The organism is Streptomyces sp. NPDC101132, from assembly GCF_044759225.1.
Taxonomy (GTDB): Bacteria; Actinomycetota; Actinomycetes; order Streptomycetales; family Streptomycetaceae; genus Streptomyces.
Window position 1 is genome coordinate 390,099 of sequence record NZ_JBIVYX010000009.1, and the last position, 15,657, is coordinate 405,755.

15 protein-coding genes are annotated in these 15,657 nt (G+C 76.0%); 9 read left to right on the forward strand and 6 right to left on the reverse strand.

Going from position 1 to position 15,657, the window contains the following annotated elements:
- Nucleotides 1-208 precede the first annotated feature (208 nt).
- The 3 genes from ACIQUR_RS22940 to ACIQUR_RS22950 form a co-directional block, all read right to left on the reverse strand.
- The gene (locus tag ACIQUR_RS22940) at nucleotides 209-1,042 is read right to left on the reverse strand and encodes an MOSC domain-containing protein (protein ID WP_403667126.1); all 834 of its coding nucleotides are present in this window, start codon (nucleotides 1,040-1,042) and stop codon (nucleotides 209-211) included.
- A gap of 81 nt (nucleotides 1,043-1,123) precedes the next feature.
- Entirely contained in the window at nucleotides 1,124-1,597 is a 474-nt protein-coding gene (locus ACIQUR_RS22945) for a DUF6643 family protein (RefSeq protein ID WP_403667128.1), read from the reverse strand.
- 322 nt (nucleotides 1,598-1,919) lie between these two features.
- A complete protein-coding gene (locus ACIQUR_RS22950; protein WP_403667249.1) occupies nucleotides 1,920-3,023 on the reverse strand; it encodes a glycosyltransferase in 1,104 nt (367 codons plus the stop codon).
- A 325-nt stretch (nucleotides 3,024-3,348) separates the two neighbouring features.
- Between ACIQUR_RS22950 and ACIQUR_RS22955 the strand changes: the two genes are divergently transcribed.
- Nucleotides 3,349-4,140 (forward strand): glutamate racemase, encoded by a 792-nt coding sequence (locus tag ACIQUR_RS22955; protein WP_403667131.1) that lies wholly within the window; start codon nucleotides 3,349-3,351, stop codon nucleotides 4,138-4,140.
- Here the strand turns inward: ACIQUR_RS22955 and ACIQUR_RS22960 are convergent.
- Nucleotides 4,088-5,092: an ADP-ribosylglycohydrolase family protein gene (locus tag ACIQUR_RS22960; protein WP_403667134.1), complete on the reverse strand. Its 1,005-nt coding sequence runs from the start codon at nucleotides 5,090-5,092 to the stop codon at nucleotides 4,088-4,090. The genes ACIQUR_RS22955 and ACIQUR_RS22960 overlap by 53 nt on opposite strands.
- Nucleotides 5,093-5,204: 112 nt before the next feature.
- Here ACIQUR_RS22960 and ACIQUR_RS22965 point away from each other — a divergent pair, with 112 nt between their 5' ends.
- The 4 genes from ACIQUR_RS22965 (at nucleotide 5,205) to ACIQUR_RS22980 (ending at nucleotide 8,567) form a co-directional block, all read left to right on the forward strand.
- The gene (locus tag ACIQUR_RS22965) at nucleotides 5,205-5,582 is read left to right on the forward strand and encodes a VOC family protein (RefSeq protein ID WP_403667137.1); all 378 of its coding nucleotides are present in this window, start codon (nucleotides 5,205-5,207) and stop codon (nucleotides 5,580-5,582) included.
- A gap of 130 nt (nucleotides 5,583-5,712) precedes the next feature.
- Entirely contained in the window at nucleotides 5,713-6,225 is a 513-nt protein-coding gene (locus ACIQUR_RS22970) for a hypothetical protein (RefSeq protein WP_403667140.1), read from the forward strand.
- Between the two features lie 139 nt (nucleotides 6,226-6,364).
- Entirely contained in the window at nucleotides 6,365-7,942 is a 1,578-nt protein-coding gene (lnt, locus tag ACIQUR_RS22975) for an apolipoprotein N-acyltransferase (protein ID WP_403667143.1), read from the forward strand.
- A gap of 148 nt (nucleotides 7,943-8,090) precedes the next feature.
- Nucleotides 8,091-8,567 carry an NUDIX hydrolase gene (locus ACIQUR_RS22980; protein ID WP_403667146.1) on the forward strand — a complete coding sequence of 159 codons (477 nt, stop codon included), beginning with the start codon at nucleotides 8,091-8,093 and terminating at the stop codon, nucleotides 8,565-8,567.
- A gap of 448 nt (nucleotides 8,568-9,015) precedes the next feature.
- Here ACIQUR_RS22980 and ACIQUR_RS22985 read toward each other — a convergent pair whose 3' ends face one another.
- The gene (locus ACIQUR_RS22985; RefSeq protein WP_403667148.1) at nucleotides 9,016-9,774 is read right to left on the reverse strand and encodes a trypsin-like serine peptidase; all 759 of its coding nucleotides are present in this window, start codon (nucleotides 9,772-9,774) and stop codon (nucleotides 9,016-9,018) included.
- 221 nt (nucleotides 9,775-9,995) lie between these two features.
- Here ACIQUR_RS22985 and ACIQUR_RS22990 point away from each other — a divergent pair, with 221 nt between their 5' ends.
- Both ACIQUR_RS22990 and ACIQUR_RS22995 read left to right on the forward strand, forming a co-directional pair.
- Nucleotides 9,996-11,288 (forward strand): GNAT family N-acetyltransferase, encoded by a 1,293-nt coding sequence (locus ACIQUR_RS22990; protein ID WP_403667151.1) that lies wholly within the window; start codon nucleotides 9,996-9,998, stop codon nucleotides 11,286-11,288.
- 426 nt (nucleotides 11,289-11,714) lie between these two features.
- Entirely contained in the window at nucleotides 11,715-12,026 is a 312-nt protein-coding gene (locus tag ACIQUR_RS22995) for a DUF6191 domain-containing protein (protein WP_403667154.1), read from the forward strand.
- 28 nt (nucleotides 12,027-12,054) lie between these two features.
- Here ACIQUR_RS22995 and ACIQUR_RS23000 read toward each other — a convergent pair whose 3' ends face one another.
- Nucleotides 12,055-12,699 (reverse strand): TetR/AcrR family transcriptional regulator, encoded by a 645-nt coding sequence (locus ACIQUR_RS23000; RefSeq protein ID WP_403667157.1) that lies wholly within the window; start codon nucleotides 12,697-12,699, stop codon nucleotides 12,055-12,057.
- Between the two features lie 90 nt (nucleotides 12,700-12,789).
- Between ACIQUR_RS23000 and ACIQUR_RS23005 the strand changes: the two genes are divergently transcribed.
- Nucleotides 12,790-13,950 carry an FAD-dependent monooxygenase gene (locus ACIQUR_RS23005; RefSeq protein ID WP_403667160.1) on the forward strand — a complete coding sequence of 387 codons (1,161 nt, stop codon included), beginning with the start codon at nucleotides 12,790-12,792 and terminating at the stop codon, nucleotides 13,948-13,950.
- Between the two features lie 155 nt (nucleotides 13,951-14,105).
- Nucleotides 14,106-15,512 (forward strand): SH3 domain-containing protein, encoded by a 1,407-nt coding sequence (locus ACIQUR_RS23010; RefSeq protein WP_403667163.1) that lies wholly within the window; start codon nucleotides 14,106-14,108, stop codon nucleotides 15,510-15,512.
- Nucleotides 15,513-15,657: the final 145 nt, after the last annotated feature.

A 15,657-nucleotide genomic window follows, 5' to 3' on the forward strand; every position in this document is an offset into this window, starting at 1 on the left:
GGCGGCACGTCACGGGTCCCAACGTCCCCGCGGGCCACGGGGTTCCCGCCGCGGCACGGGAAGCCCGGACGGGCGGGACGGGAGCGGACGGGGCCCGGCGGGCGGTACGGAACCCGCCCCGGCCGGGCGGCCGGGCGGGGCGGCTGAACGGGTGGGTGAAGCCGGGCAGACATGCAGGCGGGCAGGCCCGCCCGGAGCCCGGAGGGCGCTAGCCCGTCACCCGTACCTCGTCGCCCACGCGCAGCGTGCCCAGCGTGACCGGGACCAGCAGCTGGCCGAAGATCAGCCGCTTGCCGTCGCGGCGGTGCCGGCCCAGGGTGCGCAGCGGCTCCTTGCCGCGCTCGGCCGTCCGCTGGTCGGTGGTGGTGACCACGCACCGTCCGCAGTTCCTGGCCACCCGGAACTCGGTGTCGCCGATGGTGAGGCGGCCCCAGGAGTCCTCGGCCCACGGCTCGGCGCCGGAGACCACGACGTTGGGACGGAAGCGGTCCATCGGCAGCGGGCCCTCCTCGGGCCGGTCGCCGGCGGCTATCAGCTCGTTCAGCGCCTCCAGCGAGGCGAGCGTCGCGATCAGCAGCGGGTAGCCGTCCGCGAGGCTGACCGTCTCGCCGGGCAGGGCGAACTCGGGGTCCACCGGCCGCCGGTGGGACGGTTCGTCGAGGTGCACCAGCCGGGCGGGCACGCCGAGGTGGTCGCTGAACCAGGCATGGGCCGCGGCGGGGCCGAGCACGCCCTCGACCTTCTTGCCGAAGAGCGTGAAGGGCGTCACGCCGTCCGCTTCCGGCACCTCGACCGCGAGCGTCCCGCGGCCGGGTGCCGACACGCTGAATCCGCCGCCCCCCAGCGGCGTCGCGTGCGCCAACGCCAGCCGCGGCTGCTCGCGTTGGGTGATGACCTTGGCGTCGTCGTCGATCAGGGCCCACCGTCGGTCCCCGGACAGGCCCCAGGGCTCCACGGCCACCTCGTCGGGGGCAGTCCCCGCAACCGATTTGACGGGATGGACGTGCAGCGCCTGGACCTTCATGACCGAATCGTTGGGCATGGGTGCATCCTGCCAGGTGGTCGTGCCCGGCAGGACCGCACCCCGCGTATGACCCTCGACCGTCGTTCCGCGCGGGACGGTCTAGTAGCCGCGCGACTGGTACGGGCGCCCGTACGGGTCCTCGTACGCACCCTGCGCGGGCACCGGGGCCTGCATCGGGCGGGGCGCCGCGGGACGCATCGCCTCGTACCCCGTGGTGGCCACCGGGCGGGGCGGCTGCTGCGGGGCGTAGGCACGGGGCGCCGGCGCCTGCTGCGGGATGTAGGGGGCCGGGGCGTGCTGGAGCGGCACCGGCTGCGGAGCCTGCTGCTGGTAGGGGTAGCCGTACCCGCCGGTGCCCTGGTGGGCGGACGGGGCGGCCGGGAGCGCCGGCAGGGCCGAGGGCAGCGCGGGCAGGTAACTGCTGCTGCTCGGCTGGTCGTAGGCGGCGGGAACCCGGATCGGAGCGATCTGGGGAGTGCCCCGCTCTGCGACGAGGGAGTCGTAGATGGGGGTGTCCGGGAAGGACGGCGCGGAGTAGTAACCGCCGCCGTAAGAGGCGCGGGGGGAGGTCATGGGACATAAGTTAAGCCCACTGGTTCACCCGGTCCATAGGCTGACGCCGGGAACACCGCTCTGACCTGCATATCCGCTGGTAACCAGCACGCCGTTCACGCCCTGCGCGGGGGCTCGATTCGTCACCTGCGGACCCTTCTGTCCGATCTCGTACCCCCTGTTCGGGACATGATTTTGACAGATTGTCAAATCGGGGTCGCCGTCGGTGATGTACGTGGCCGGGCCACGCGTCACCGGTTCTTCACCGACCCGTCATCGCGCAGGGGCGGGCGAAGGGGCGCGAGCCCCCCCGGCGCGCGCCGGCGCCTCCGGGCGGCCCGGCTCAGGCGTCGCTCGGCCGCGGGTAGGTCCGCCCCTTCCACGCGGCCCCCCGGCCGCGGTAGTGCTGCACGGCGGAGTCGACCGTCATCCCCAGGTACAGCAGGGCCGTGAAGGGCAGCAGCGGGGCCAGCCCGGGGGACCGGCGGTAGTACCGGAGCATCGGCACGTAGGTGCCGGCCATCAGCAGCCAGGCCAGGCCGCCGGCGTACGCGGCCGCCGCGTCCCCGGTGAGCAGCCCGGCCACCGCCGCGACCGGCGGCACCAGGTAGACCACCGCCAGCCCGGCGACCGTACCGGCCAGCAGCAGCGGACTGTGGCGGAGCTGCGCGTACGCGCTGCGCGAGACCATCCGCCACAGATCGCCCAGGGCCGGGTACGGGCGCACGCTGTCCACCCGCTCCGCGAGCCCCAGCCAGATCCGCCCGCCGCCGCGCTTCACCGCACGGGCGAGGGACACGTCGTCGATGACGGCCTGCCGGATCGCGTCCGGCACCCCGGCGCGCACGGCCGCCTCCGTCCGCAGCAGCACGCAGCCGCCGGCCGCCGCCGCGGTCCGGGCGCCCGGGCGGTTGATCCGGCGGAACGGGTAGAGCTGGGCGAAGAAGTAGACGAACGCCGGGACGACGAGGCGCTCCCAGGCGGTGGCCACCCGCAGCCGGGCCATCTGGGAGACCAGGTCGAGGTCGGCGGAGACGGCGGCCGCCACCAGCTGCCGCAGGCTGTCCGGCTCGTGCGCGATGTCGGCGTCGGTGAGCAGCAGGTACTCGGGCGCGCCCGCCGGACGGCTCCCCACCAGCGCGATGCCGTGGCGCAGGGCCCACAGCTTGCCCGTCCAGCCCGGCTCCGGCTCGCCGGGGGAGGTGACGGTGAGCGGCAGCCCCGGGGCGCGCTCCGCGAGCTGCCGGGCGAGGGAACCCGTACCGTCCGTGCTCCCGTCGTCCACCAGCACCACCTCGGCCTCGCCCGGATAGCACTGGGCGAGGAGCGACGGCAGGCTCTCCGGCAGCACGGCGGCCTCGTCGCGGGCGGGCACGACCACCGCGACGGACGGCCAGCGCGCGGGATCGCTGCGCGGCGGCAGCCGGACGTCCGTGCGCCAGAACATCCCCTGGCACAGCAGCAGCCACACCCAGGCGGCCAGGGAGAGCAGCGCGGTCACGGAGAGGACGCTCACCCGCCGCAGTCTGCCGCACCGCACCCCGACCGCACCGCAGGACAGGCCGTCCCGCCGCGCGCGAGCGCCGGGCGGGCGTCGTGCCGGTCCGGGGCGGGCGTCGTGCCGGTCCGGGGCGGGCGTCGTGCGGGACCGGGCAGGCGTCGGGCAGGACCGGGGCGGGCCCGGTTGGGGCCTTGCGCCGGCCCCGGGCGGGCCTCGTGCGGGACCGGGCCGTCGACACGGGACGGAGGACACCGTCCATTAAAGTGACCGGGTGAAGATCGCGCTCATGGACTCCGGAATCGGCCTGCTGCCGGCCGCCGCCGCCGTACGCCGGCTGCGGCCCGACGCGGATCTGGTCCTCTCGTCCGACCCGGACGGCATGCCCTGGGGGCCCCGTACCCCCGAGGACCTCACGGAGCGCGCCCTCCAGGTGGCCCGGGCCGCCGCCGCCCACGCACCGGAAGCGCTGATCGTGGGCTGCAACACCGCCACGGTCCACGCGCTGCCGGCCCTCCGCGCCGCGCTGGAGCCCGCCATCCCGGTCATCGGCACCGTACCGGCGATCAAGCCGGCCGCCGCCCGCGGCGGCAAGGTCGCCATCTGGGCCACCCCCGCCACCACCGGCAGCCCCTACCAGCGGGCCCTCATCCGCGACTTCGCCGCGGGGGTCGACGTGACCGAGGTGCCCTGCCCCGGCCTCGCCGACGCGGTCCAGTGGGCCGACGAGGAGGCCGTCGCCCGCACCGTCGCCGCGGCGGCGGCGCTGACCCCGGCCGACGTCACGGACGTGGTCCTCGGCTGTACCCACTACGAGCTGGTCGAGGACGCCGTACGGGACGCCCTGCGCCCCCGTACCGGTGGCGCGCCGCTCACCTTCCACGGCTCCGCCGACGCGGTGGCCACCCAGGCCCTGCGCCGCCTCGGCATCCAGGCCGACCCGGAGGCCCCGCCGACCGGCACGCTGACGGTCCTGCTCAGCTCCCGTCCGTCCGGCCTCCCGGCGGAAGCCCTCACGTACGCGGAAGGCCGCTTCCTGACCCCCCAGCCGGCCCGCACCGCCTGACCGGACCCGGACCCGGGCCCGGCCCCGCGCCCGCCTCATCCAGCCGCCTCCCGAGCCCCGCCACGTCCGCGGCCCGCAGCACCCGCCCCGGCCAGCCCGGCAGCGGGACGTGCAGGGCACGGCTCCACTGTTCGGGCACGGCCCCCGACCCGTACACCGCCCCGGCCAGCGTGCCGGTCACCGCGGCGACCGTGTCCGTGTCCCCGCCCACGTCCACGGCCGCACGGACCGCCGAGGCGAAGTCCCCGGTGGTGCGCAGGGCCCACACCGCCGAACCCAGGCACGGCCAGACCGCCCCGTTGAACTCCGTGGCCAGCTCCGGGTGCCAGTCCGGGGCCAGTACCACCGCGTACCGCACACGGTGGGCCGGGTGGACCTGGGCCAGCACCTCGGGCAGCGCGGCCAGCGGGTCCGCCCCGCCGAGCGCGAGCCGCACCAGCTCGTGCAGGATCGCCGTGCCCTCCCAGGCGGCCCGGTCCCCGTGGGTGAGGGCCGCGATCCGCCGGGCCGCGTCCATCGTGGCCCCGCGCCCCGCCGCCGCGAAGTACACGGCCGAGGTCGCGGCGCGCATCAGCGAGCCGTTGCCCGCGGCGCGCAGGTTCACCTGGAAGTGCAGGGCCGCGGCCAGGTCCCACGGCGCGCCGTTCGTCAGGACGTCCTCGGTCTGGAGCCCGATGTCCTTGGGCTCGCCCGACGCCCAGCGCTGGAAGCGGGCGAAGACGTCGGGCAGGTCGAGCCCGCCGCGTTCCAGCAGTGATTCGCCGACCAGCACGGCCATCTGGGTGTCGTCCGTCGCCTCGCCGGGCTCCCAGCCGCCGCCCGCGGCCATTTCCGGGGCGCCCGCCGCCAGCACCCCCGGCGGCCCGAACTCGAAGGGCGCGCCCAGCGCGTCGCCCACCGCTGAGCCCAGTACCGCTCCCGCGGCCCGGTCCGACCGTTCCGGCACCGCCATCGTGTCCCTCCCCCGACCCCGCGCGCGGGGGTCCGTCGCACCGTACCCCGGGTGGCGGCCGGAATCCGGGTACGGGGGGCCGAGCGGGGACGGACGGCGCATGATGGCCCCCATGGACATCAAGCTGGAGCTCGTGGCCGTGCCCGTCAGCGATGTGGACCGGGCCAAGGCCTTCTACGAACAGGTCGGCTTCCGGACCGACCACGACCACACCGTGAGCGACGACGTCCGTTTCGTCCAGCTCACCCCGCCCGGATCGGCCTGTTCCATCGCGGTCGGCAAGGGGCTCACGGGGATGGCCCCGGGCTCCCTCGACAACATGCAGGTGGTCGTCGCGGACATCGAGGCCGCGCACGCCGACCTGACCGCCCGGGGGATCGACGTCAGCCCGATCGACGACCAGGCCTGGGGCTCCTTCGTCTACTTCGCCGACCCCGACGGCAACCGCTGGGCCGTGCAGCAGACCACGCCCCGCACCGCGGCGGGCTGAGCGGCGGGGGCGGGGCCAGGGACGGCCGGGGCGGGGCCACGGACCGCCAGGGCGGGGCATCGGACGGCCGCGAGCCACGGACGGCCGCGTGGCCACTGCCGGGTGTGCGGAACGTGAGTACGCTGCCACCATGAGGGACCACCCCACCGGGCCGCTGTGGACCGGCCGCGCGACCAACCGCGTGCAGTGGCTGCTCGCCGCGGCCGGGGCCGCCTTCCTGGCCCTCGGCATCGAGCTGGCCGTCGAATCCGCCTGGACCAGCGGCCTCGCCCCGCTCGTCATGTCCGTCGTCGGCTGCGTGGCCGCCGGGCTGCTCATCCTCGGCGGCACGCTGGCCTTCGTCCACGTCGCCGTCACCGTCGACGACGAGGGCCTGGAGGTGCGCTGCGGCCACATCGGCGTACCGCGCCGCCGCATCCGCCTCGCCGAGATCACGTCCGCGGAGTTCGCGCCCCGCGTCACCCCACGCCAGTGGGGCGGCTGGGGCTACCGCTGGCGCCCCGAGAAGGGCACCGCCGTCGTGGTCCGCCGCGGCGAGGGCGTCGTCCTGAGACTGGGCGACGGCCGGCTCTTCACCGTCACCGTGGACGACGCCGAGACCGCGGTACGGATCATCCGCTCCCGCCTCCACACCCCCGGCTGACCCCCGGACGCGTCCCCTCCGCCCCGGGCCGGGGGCCGGACGTGTTGTCTCCGCTTCGCGCCGGGGGCCCGGCCCCGCCGCTCCGCCCCGGGCCGGGGGGCCGGCCCCGTCCCTCAGGCGGGCGTCGTACACTCCGGCAATGAGCAGCGCCACCCGCACCACCGACACCGCGCCGGCCCCCGCCGCGCCCTCCGGCGCCCGCCGCCGCGGCGCCTGGCTGATCGACACGGGGCTGGCCGCCGCGTCCGGAGCGCTGCTCTACCTGAGCTTCCCGCCCCGGCCCCTCTGGTGGCTGGCGCTGCCCGCCTTCGCCCTTCTGGGCCACTGCCTGTACCGGCGCCGCCCCCGGGCCGGCTTCGGCCTGGGCCTGGCCGCCGGGCTCGGCTTCATGCTGCCCCTGCTGGTGTGGACCGGCGAGGAGGTCGGCCCGGTCCCGTGGCTGGCCCTGGCCCTGGCGGAGGCGCTGATCCTGGCCCTCGGCTGCCTCGGCATCGCCGTCGTCACCCGCCTCCCGCTGTGGCCCGTCTGGGCCGCCGCGGTGTGGGTCGCCGCCGAGGCCGTACGCGCCCGGGCGCCCTTCGGCGGCTTCCCCTGGGGCAAGATCGCCTTCGGCCAGGCGGACGGTGTCTTCCTCCCGCTGGCCGCGGTCGGCGGCACCCCGCTGCTCGGCTTCGCCGTCGCCCTGTGCGGCTTCGGGCTGTACGCCGTCCTGCGCCAGCTGCGCGAGGGGCGGCGCAGGCCGCTGGTCGCGGCCCTGACCGTACTGGTCCCGGTGACCGGCGCCCTGGCCGCCCGCCCGCTCGTCGACGACGCCCCGGAGGACGGCACGGCCACCGCCGCCGTCATCCAGGGCAACGTGCCCCGCGCCGGCCTGGACTTCAACTCCCAGCGGCGGGCCGTGCTCGACAACCACGCCCGCCGCACCGTGCAACTCGCCGAGGACGTCAAGGCGGGCCGGGAGCCGCGCCCCGACTTCGTGCTCTGGCCGGAGAACTCCTCCGACCTCGACCCCTACGCCGAGGCCGACGCCTACGCCGTGATCGACGACGCGGTGAAGGCAGTCGGCGTGCCCGTCTCCATCGGCTCGGTGCTGGCCCCGGCCACCGGTCCGCTGCGCAACACCCAGATCCTCTGGGACCCGGTGCACGGCCCCACGGCCACGTACGACAAGCGGCACATCCAGCCCTTCGGCGAGTACATCCCGATGCGCGGCGTCGCCCGCCTCTTCAGCTCCGACGTGGACCGGGTGCGCCGTGACTTCGGGCCCGGCAAGGTGCCCGGCGTGTTCACCATGTCGGGCTCCCGGGTGGGCCTGGTGACCTGCTACGAGGCCGCCTTCGACGACGCGGTCCGCGACACCGTGCGGGCCGGGGCCCAGCTGATCTCGGTGCCCAGCAACAACGCGACGTTCGGCCGCACCGAGATGACCTACCAGCAGCTGGCGATGTCCCGGGTGCGGGCGGTGGAGCACGGCCGGGCCGTGCTCGTGCCCGTGACGAGCGGCGTCAGCGCGGTGATCCGCCCGGACGGCACGGTGGCGGAGCGGACCGAGATGTTCACGCCGGCCGCGCTCGTCGCGGAGGTGCCGCTCCGCTCCACGCAGACGCCCGCCACCCGGCTCGGAGCCTGGCCCGAGTACGCGCTGCTCGCCCTGGCGGCCGGCGGCCTGGGTGGCGCGCTCACCCTGGCGGTACGGGGCCGCGGGCGTACCGTCTGAGGTCCGAGCGGGAGTGCCGGCGGCTTGCCGTCTGGGTGGCTGTGTCGGTGGCGTGCTGTGTGAGCGGGTGTGTCGGCGGCGTACCGTCTGAGTGGTCCCGCCGGCGGCGTGCCGCCTGAGTGGCCGCGCGCGCCGTTAGGGTCGGAGGATGAGCACCCCTGAGTTCATCCGCCGGATCCGGGCCTCCGCCGGCCACCAGCTGCTGTTCCTGCCGGGCGTCACGGCGGTCGTCTTCGACGACGAGGGCCGCGTGCTGCTCGGGCGCCGCGCGGACACCGGGGGCTGGTCGGTGATCGGCGGCATCGCGGAGCCGGGCGAGCAGCCCGCCGAGACCGCCGTGCGCGAGGTGTACGAGGAGACCGCCGTACGCTGCGTCGCCGAGCGCGTGGTGCTCGTCCAGGGGCTCCAGCCGGTCACGTACGCCAACGGCGACGAGTGCCAGTACATGGACATCACCTTCCGCTGCCGCGCGGTCGGCGGCGAGGCGCGGGTCAACGACGACGAGTCGCTGGAGGTGGGCTGGTTCGAGGTGGACGGGCTGCCGCCGCTGGAGCAGTTCGCGCTGGACCGCATCCACCGAGCGGTCAAGGACGAGCCGACCTGGTTCGAGCCCGCCGGGATGTGAGGGGTGCGGGGGGTTCGGGAGTTCGGGGGTTGCGGGGGTTCAGGGGTTCGGGGGTTGCGGGGGTTCAGGGGTTCGGGGGTTGCGGGGGTTGGCGGGGCGGCGGGCTGCGGGTGCCGGTCGCCTGAGCCCGCTTCGGGGTGCTGCCGGTCGCCGGAGCTTCGGGGGGTGGGTCGTGTGGTGTGTGGGTCCCCTCGGTGCTTGACCCGTCGTGGCCTGCAGGCCCTACGGCAGGCCCACCCCTGGGGCTTTGGGGCTTCGCCCTGGCCTTCGGCCACCCCCGGCCCGGGCCTGCCTCCGGACCAGCCTGCCACGACGCGTCAAGCACCTTCCCCACACACCACACGACCCACCTGGGCGGCCAAGGGTTGTGCGGGGGAGTGGGGTGCGGGGTGCGGAGTACCAGGCGTGGGCCTCGTCCCGGTGGGGGCTGGAGGCACCGGGGCGCCGCTTACCCGCCCGGCATCGCCGCTTCGCGGTACAGGGCGCGGGCGGTCTCGCCCAGGACGGCGCTGTACGAGACGTCCGGCACGGTCCCGCCTCCCTCGTACCCGCCCAGGACGCCCGCCAGGGCGCCCCGTGCGGTCAGCCAGGGGCTGCCGCTGGTGCCGCCGCTGTAGTCGGGGCACTCGACGCGCCGCTGGGTGTCGCCGAACAGCGTGGTCGTGTTGGTGCAGCGCAGCGGCACCGCGTCCGTGCGCGGGTAGCCGATCACCGTGACCGCCACGTCGCCCGGCTGCTCGGGGGCGACCGGGAAGCCGCCCAGCACCTCCTCGACCTGCCGGCCGTCGAGCGGGGCCACGGTCGCGAACGCCACGTCCGCGTCCGGGTCCTCTTCCTCGGTCCAGCTGTCGGCCACGTACGCCGCGGTCAGCCGCCAGACCCCGTACGGCGCCTCGCCCTCGCGGTAGCCGGGCACGAAGACGGTGTCGGCCACGTCCCCGCCCAGGCAGTGCGCGGCGGTGGCGATCAGGTTCCGGTCGGCGCTGCGCACCACCGACGCCGTGCAGAAGTGGCCGCCGTCGAGGCCTCCGGTGAACAGGGCGCCGACCCGGTCGCCGGCCTCCGTCGCCGCCGCCCGCACGGTCGTGCCCGGCGGGAGGTGCGTGCCGTGCGCGGCACCTCCCGTGGTGAGCAGCGCGACGAGCGGGGTCATCGCCGCGAGCACGCGCACGGCGGTGCGGGCGTGCCCGGCCTGACGGAGGAGCATGCGGCGGATCATGCCCCGAGCCTGCGCCGGAAGGCTATGACCGGAGGCTGGTATTCCATGAGAATCGGCTGTGAATTCGGCCGGCCGGCCGTACGGACTGCCCCCGCGTCTATCGACGCGACGGCGGGATGCCCGGCTCCGCTTTGTGCAACCTGTCGGACGAGCCCGCCGCCCGCGCCCGCCTAGCCTCGCCGCAGGAGCACGAACGAGGGGCGGTACCGGTGAACTGGCTGATCCACGACTACCGCGAGAGCGATCTCGCCGCGGTGGTCCATCTCATCGACACCACGGCCGAGCTCGGGCAGGAGTCCGTCTTCTCGCTCGCCGAGTGCATCAGCGCGCTGACCGACCGGCAGCCCGCCGTCGTCGCCGTCCACCAGGGCGTCCCCATCGGTGCCGCCCTCGCCTGCGTGGCGGGGGAGCGTGCCTGGGTGATGCGGATCGCCATCAACTCCGGCTGGCGCGGCCGGGGCCTGGCCAGCGCCCTCCTCGTCGAGCTGGAGCGGCGCCTGATCGCCGCCCGGGTGGGCCGGATCGCGTACGTCCTGCCCGAGGAGGACCTGCTCGGCGAGGGCCTGCTCAACGCCGGCTACACCCGGCAGCCGGCGGTCGCGTACTTCGAGAAGACCGAACCCCTGCACGGGCCCGCCGCGGGACTCCTCGACGACCTCGGGGGCCGCTTCCTGCCGAACGACCTGTGGACCGGGGTCGCCGGGATGGAGAAGGAGAAGGACCTCATCGAGCGCCGGGTCGTCCTGCCCCTGGCCGAGCCCGAGCGGGCCGCCCAGCACGGCGTACGGCCGCCCCGCGCGATCACGCTCTTCGGCCCGCCCGGCACCGGCAAGACCACCTTCGCCCGCGCCATCGCCTCCCGGCTCGGCTGGCCCTTCGTCGAGCTCTTCCCGTCCCGGCTGGCCGACGAGGGCAACCTGGCGACCGCCCTGCGCGACGCGTTCGCCCGGGTCGCCGAGCTGGAGCGGGTGCTGGTCTTCATCGACGAGGTCGAGGAGATCGCCCCGGTGCGCACCGAGCCGGTCCAGCCGGGCGGCATGCACGGGGTGACGAACGAGCTGCTCAAGCTCATCCCGGGCTTCCGCGAGGGCGACGAGCGGCTGCTGGTGTGCGCCACCAACTCCATCCGCTCGCTGGACCCGGCGTTCCTGCGGCCGGGCCGCTTCGACTACCTGATCCCGATCGGCACCCCGGACGCCGGGGCGCGGGCCGCGATCTGGTCCCGCTACACGGCCGGGCGGCCGGACGTCGACGTGGCGGCGCTGGTGGCGGAGACGGAGCTGTTCACGCCCGCGGACATCGAGCACGCGGCGCGGATCGCGGCGCAGGTGTCGTTCGAGCGGGACCTGGAGGCGGTCGGGAGCCGCTCCGGCGCGCTGCTGCCGCCGCCCGGCGCGAGCACCGAGGACTACCTGGCGGCCGTGGCGCAGTGCCGGCCGACGGTGACCCCTGCCATGACGGGGGAGTTCGAGGCGGACATCACCGCCCACGCGCGGTTCTGAGCGGGACATCACCGCCCACGCCCGCTCCTGAGGAGGAGGCCCCGACTCGCGGGCGTGGGTGCGGCGACGACCCGTTGTGGCCCGCAGCACTCCCCAAAGCACTGCGGGCCTTCCGCGCGTGGTGCGCGCGGAACGGCCGCGTTCCGTTGGGGGTGTGTCGCCGGCTGGAACGCGGCACGCGTGGTGCCCACGGGACGGTTCCGGCAGCCCGCGGAAGGAGGTGTTCCGCGGGACGGGCCGGCGTCCCGTGCGTCTTCGAGTCAACCAGCGGGGGCTTGCTTGCCGCCTCGGTCGTCCGGGCAGAGCGCCCCGGCCGAAAGGACGAGCCCGCAGCCCTGCCAGCCGCCCCGGGGTATGGGTTACGGTCGGTCCGGGGCGTGCCGCGTGGGCGTGCCGCCGGGGCCGGGACACGGGTGGAGGAGCGGGATGGGGTTCGTCGTCTTCATGACGCTGCCGGGGCTCGCCGTGCTGCTCACCGCCATGGCCTTCCTGGACCTGGCGCTCGTGCGCGCCGGCCGCGCCGGGCTGCTGCCCTGGCGGTGGAACGGGCGGCAGGGGCAGGTGGCGTCCACCGGCTTCGAGCAGCTGCACGCCGGCTTCTCGCCGGGCAAGCAGAATGAACTCAGGGAACGTCAGAGCGCGTTGCTGATGCGCGACGACGAAGAGGACGGCGCTCCGCCCCGCACCCGGGTCGACCTCGACGGCGGCACGGCCGTCATCCGCCTCCCGCGGGCCTGACCCCCGGCCCCTCGCGCGGTAGGTCCCCTCAGACCGTCAGGGCCGCCCGTACCATCACGTCCGCCAGCGCCCGCAGTTCCTCCCGGGTGGGGGCCGGGCGGGTGTGGGCCAGGGCGCCGGCCAGCCGGTCGTACAGCACCCCGTCCGTCCACGCGACCAGCGCCTCCGCCGCCTCCCGCGGCCGCTCCGCGCCCAGCGCGGCCAGCAGCGCCGCCGCGCCGTCCCGCGCGCCCCGGCCCGCCTCGTGGAGCCGCGCCCCCAGCTCCGGGTTCCGGGCCGCCTCCAGGCTCAGCTCGTAGCGGGCCAGCTGCCGTTCGCGGCCCGTCGTCAGCCACCGGTGCAGCACGTCCGCCATCAGGTCGGCGGCCTCCGCCGGCCCCGTCGGCACGGGCGGGGACGGTGCGCCGTCCCGGGCGTCGAAGTCCGAGAGGTCCAGCTCCGCCAGCCGCTCGAAGCAGGCGCCCAGCAGTGCCGTCCGCGTCCTGAAGTAGTACGAGGTGCTCCCGGCCGGCAGCCCCGCGGCGGTGTCCACCGCGCGGTGCGTCAGCCCCCGCAGCCCCGCGGCCGCCACCGTGGCGATCGCGGCGTCGGCGATGAGCGTGCGGCGGTCGGTGCCCGACCGGGCGGCGGGGGCGGGGCCGTCGGCGGAGCCCCGGGCGGGAGTGCTGGACATGCCGTCACTCTACAGCTGTAGAGTGACGGCAACGGCCTCTACGGATGTAGAGGATCCGGCGGGCATCCGTGGAACGAGAGAGGAACGGCCATGACCCAGCGGCACGCGGTGGTGGCGGGAGCGGGCATCGGGGGGCTGACGGCCGCGGTGGCCCTGTCCCGCAGGGGCTGGCGGGTCACCGTCCTGGAGCGGGCGGCGGAGCTCTCCGCCGCCGGGGCCGGCATCGTCCTCGCCCCCAACGGCCTGCGCGCCCTGGAGGCCATCGGCGCGCCGGCCGCGGACTGGGCCGGCGAGGCGGCGGTCGCCGACCTGGGCATCCGGCGCCCCGACGGCCGCTGGCTGAACCGCGGCGACTCCGCCGCGCTCACCGCCCGCTACGGCTGCGCGCCCCTCGCCGTGCACCGTCCCGCCCTCGCCGAGGCCCTGGCCGGAGCCCTGCCCGCCGGCACCGTCCGGTTCGGCGCCGCAGTCACCGAGGTCGCCGGGACCGGCACCGCACAGCCCCTGGTCCGCACCGCGGAGGGGGACCTCCCCGCCGACCTGGTCCTGGCCGCCGACGGCATCCACAGCGCGCTGCGCCGCCGGCACTTCCCCGGTCACCCGGGGCTCCGCCACAGCGGTGAGGCCGCCTGGCGGACCGTCGTGCCCGGCACCGGCCTGCCCGGCCTGGCCGTCGCCGAGACCTGGGGCCGCGGAGAGCGGTTCGGCGTCGTCCCGCTCGCCGACGGCCAGGTGTACGTGTACGGCACGGCGCTCGCCCCCGAGGGCAGGGCGTACGCCGACCACCGCGCCGAACTGCTCCGCCGCTTCGGCACCTGGCACGACCCGATTCCCGCCCTCCTGGACCGGATCGACCCGGCGAAGGTGCTCCACCACGACCTGTACGACCTGGCCGCACCGCTGCCCCGCTTCCACGAGGGACGGCTGGCCTGGCTCGGCGACGCCGCCCACGCCATGACCCCCAACCTCGGCCAGGGCGGCTGCCAGGCCATCGAGGACGCCGTGGTGCTCGCCCGGCTGGTCGGCGACGGCGCCGCGCACTCCGACGTGCCGGCCGCGCTGGCCGCGTACACCAGGGCCCGCCACCGGCGCACCAACGCCATCGCCCTGCGCGCCCGGCGTGCCGGCCGGGCCGTGCAGCTCACCCACCCGGTGGCGGCCGCCGCCCGCGACCTGCTGGTGCGCGTGACGCCCGTACGCGTGGCACGGCGCGCGCTCGACGACCTGTTCACCGGGGTCACCTTCGCCTGACCGGCGGTCCCGCTGCGGCTTCCGAGTGATCACACCCGTGCCGCGCGTGAGTTGCGGAACCCGGCGTCCTTAACTAGGGGTGGCTTCCCGCCCAACCGGCCGACCGCGCCAGACGGCTGCGCGCCGGTTTCCCTCACGCACGCAGAGGAACGCTCTTGTCTGCTGCCCGCTCCACGTCCGCCGCGCTGGTCGTCGCGGCCGTGACCGCGACGTGTCTGCTGCCGGCCGCGCCGGCCCTCGCCGATTCCGAGAACATCCGCTTCTCCCAGCCCTACGTGCCCTCGATCGCCCCGGGCAAGACCGGCCGGGTCGTCATCGTGGCCTCGAACGGGGCCGACCCCGCGTACAGCTCCTCCTTCCGGCTCATCGCCCCCGAGCACGTGACCTTCCCCGAGTCGGGCATCACCTGGGGCGGGCAGCGCGCGGCGGTGCCGTGCGACCGCTCGGCGGACCTCCGCCAGCTCCTCTGCAACGCGGTCACCCGTGCCGGGTTCGTGTTCCCCGAGCGCGAGCAGACCCGCCTCGCGGTGGCGGTGAAGGTCGACGCGGACGCCCCGGAGGGTACGACGCTCGACGGCGGGCAGTGGTCCGTCGACTCCGGCGACGAGGTGCCGTACGCGGTCGCCACCCCGGTCACCGGCCCCGAGGGGCCGAAGGGCGACAAGGGTGACAAGGGCGAGAAGGGTGACAAGGGCGAGCACGGCAAGCCGGGCAAGGACGGCAAGCACGGCAAGCACGGGGAGAAGGGCAAGCCCGGCCCGCCCGGACCGCAGGGCCCCAAGGGCGACAAGGGTGACAAGGGCGACCAGGGTCCGGCCGGCCCCCAGGGTCCCGGTGGACCCCAGGGTCCGCAGGGCCCGGCCGGTCCGCAGGGGCCGCAGGGTCCCGCGGGTGGTCCGCAGGGTCCGGCCGGACCGGCCGGTCCGCAGGGCCCGGCGGGGCCGAAGGGCGAGACCGGCGTCCAGGGTCCGCAGGGTCCCGCCGGCCCGGCCGGCCCGCAGGGGCCGCAGGGTCCGTCGGGTCCGGCGGGTGGTCCGCAGGGTCCGGCCGGTCCTCAGGGCCCGGCGGGTCCGCAGGGTCCGGCCGGGCCGAAGGGCGAGACCGGAGCGCAGGGCCCCAAGGGCGACAACGGCAAGCCCGGTCCGCAGGGCAGGCCGGGTCCGGCGGGTCCGCAGGGCAAGCCCGGTCCGCAGGGCAGGCCGGGTCCGGCGGGTCCGCAGGGCAAGCCCGGTCCGCAGGGCCCCAAGGGCGACTGCAAGTGCAAGGGCAAGCACGGCAAGGGCAAGGACCACAAGGGCAAGGACAAGGGCAAGACGCCCAAGACCAACAAGCTCTCGGCCCGGATCGTGTCCTCCGACGGCTCGCTGAACATCCGCTCCGGCCCGAGCACCGCCCACGCCAAGAACGGGCGGATCGCCAACGGCACGACGGTCGGCGTCCAGTGCAAGACCAAGAACGGTCAGAGCGTGGACGGCAACAAGGTCTGGTACAAGCTCGCCGACGGCCGTGGCTGGATCTCGGCCCGGTACGCGGAGAACCTCAACAGCATCCCCGTCTGCTGAGTCCCCGCACCCGGCCCCGGGGCGCCCCCCCGCGCCCCCGGGCCGGCCCCCCCCGCCCCCCCCCCCCCCCCCGCCCCGGGCTGAGCCCACACCCGCCCCCGGGCCGGGGTCCGGCGTGCGCCCCCCCCGCGCCCCCCCCCCCCCG

What these genes read in the sequence shown, in the direction of transcription:
- ACIQUR_RS22965 (WP_403667137.1), top strand. Translation starts at nt 5,205, where the DNA reads ATGGACATCAAGCTGGAGCTCGTGGCCGTGCCCGTCAGCGATGTGGAC.
- ACIQUR_RS23005 (WP_403667160.1), top strand. Translation starts at nt 12,790, where the DNA reads ATGACCCAGCGGCACGCGGTGGTGGCGGGAGCGGGCATCGGGGGGCTG.
- ACIQUR_RS22945 (WP_403667128.1), bottom strand. Translation starts at nt 1,597, where the DNA reads ATGACCTCCCCCCGCGCCTCTTACGGCGGCGGTTACTACTCCGCGCCG.
- ACIQUR_RS23000 (WP_403667157.1), bottom strand. Translation starts at nt 12,699, where the DNA reads ATGTCCAGCACTCCCGCCCGGGGCTCCGCCGACGGCCCCGCCCCCGCC.
- ACIQUR_RS22950 (WP_403667249.1), bottom strand. Translation starts at nt 3,023, where the DNA reads ATGTTCTGGCGCACGGACGTCCGGCTGCCGCCGCGCAGCGATCCCGCG.
- ACIQUR_RS22970 (WP_403667140.1), top strand. Translation starts at nt 5,713, where the DNA reads ATGAGGGACCACCCCACCGGGCCGCTGTGGACCGGCCGCGCGACCAAC.
- ACIQUR_RS22940 (WP_403667126.1), bottom strand. Translation starts at nt 1,042, where the DNA reads ATGCCCAACGATTCGGTCATGAAGGTCCAGGCGCTGCACGTCCATCCC.
- ACIQUR_RS22985 (WP_403667148.1), bottom strand. Translation starts at nt 9,774, where the DNA reads ATGCTCCTCCGTCAGGCCGGGCACGCCCGCACCGCCGTGCGCGTGCTC.
- ACIQUR_RS22995 (WP_403667154.1), top strand. Translation starts at nt 11,715, where the DNA reads ATGGGGTTCGTCGTCTTCATGACGCTGCCGGGGCTCGCCGTGCTGCTC.
- ACIQUR_RS22980 (WP_403667146.1), top strand. Translation starts at nt 8,091, where the DNA reads ATGAGCACCCCTGAGTTCATCCGCCGGATCCGGGCCTCCGCCGGCCAC.
- lnt (WP_403667143.1), top strand. Translation starts at nt 6,365, where the DNA reads ATGAGCAGCGCCACCCGCACCACCGACACCGCGCCGGCCCCCGCCGCG.
- ACIQUR_RS22960 (WP_403667134.1), bottom strand. Translation starts at nt 5,092, where the DNA reads ATGGCGGTGCCGGAACGGTCGGACCGGGCCGCGGGAGCGGTACTGGGC.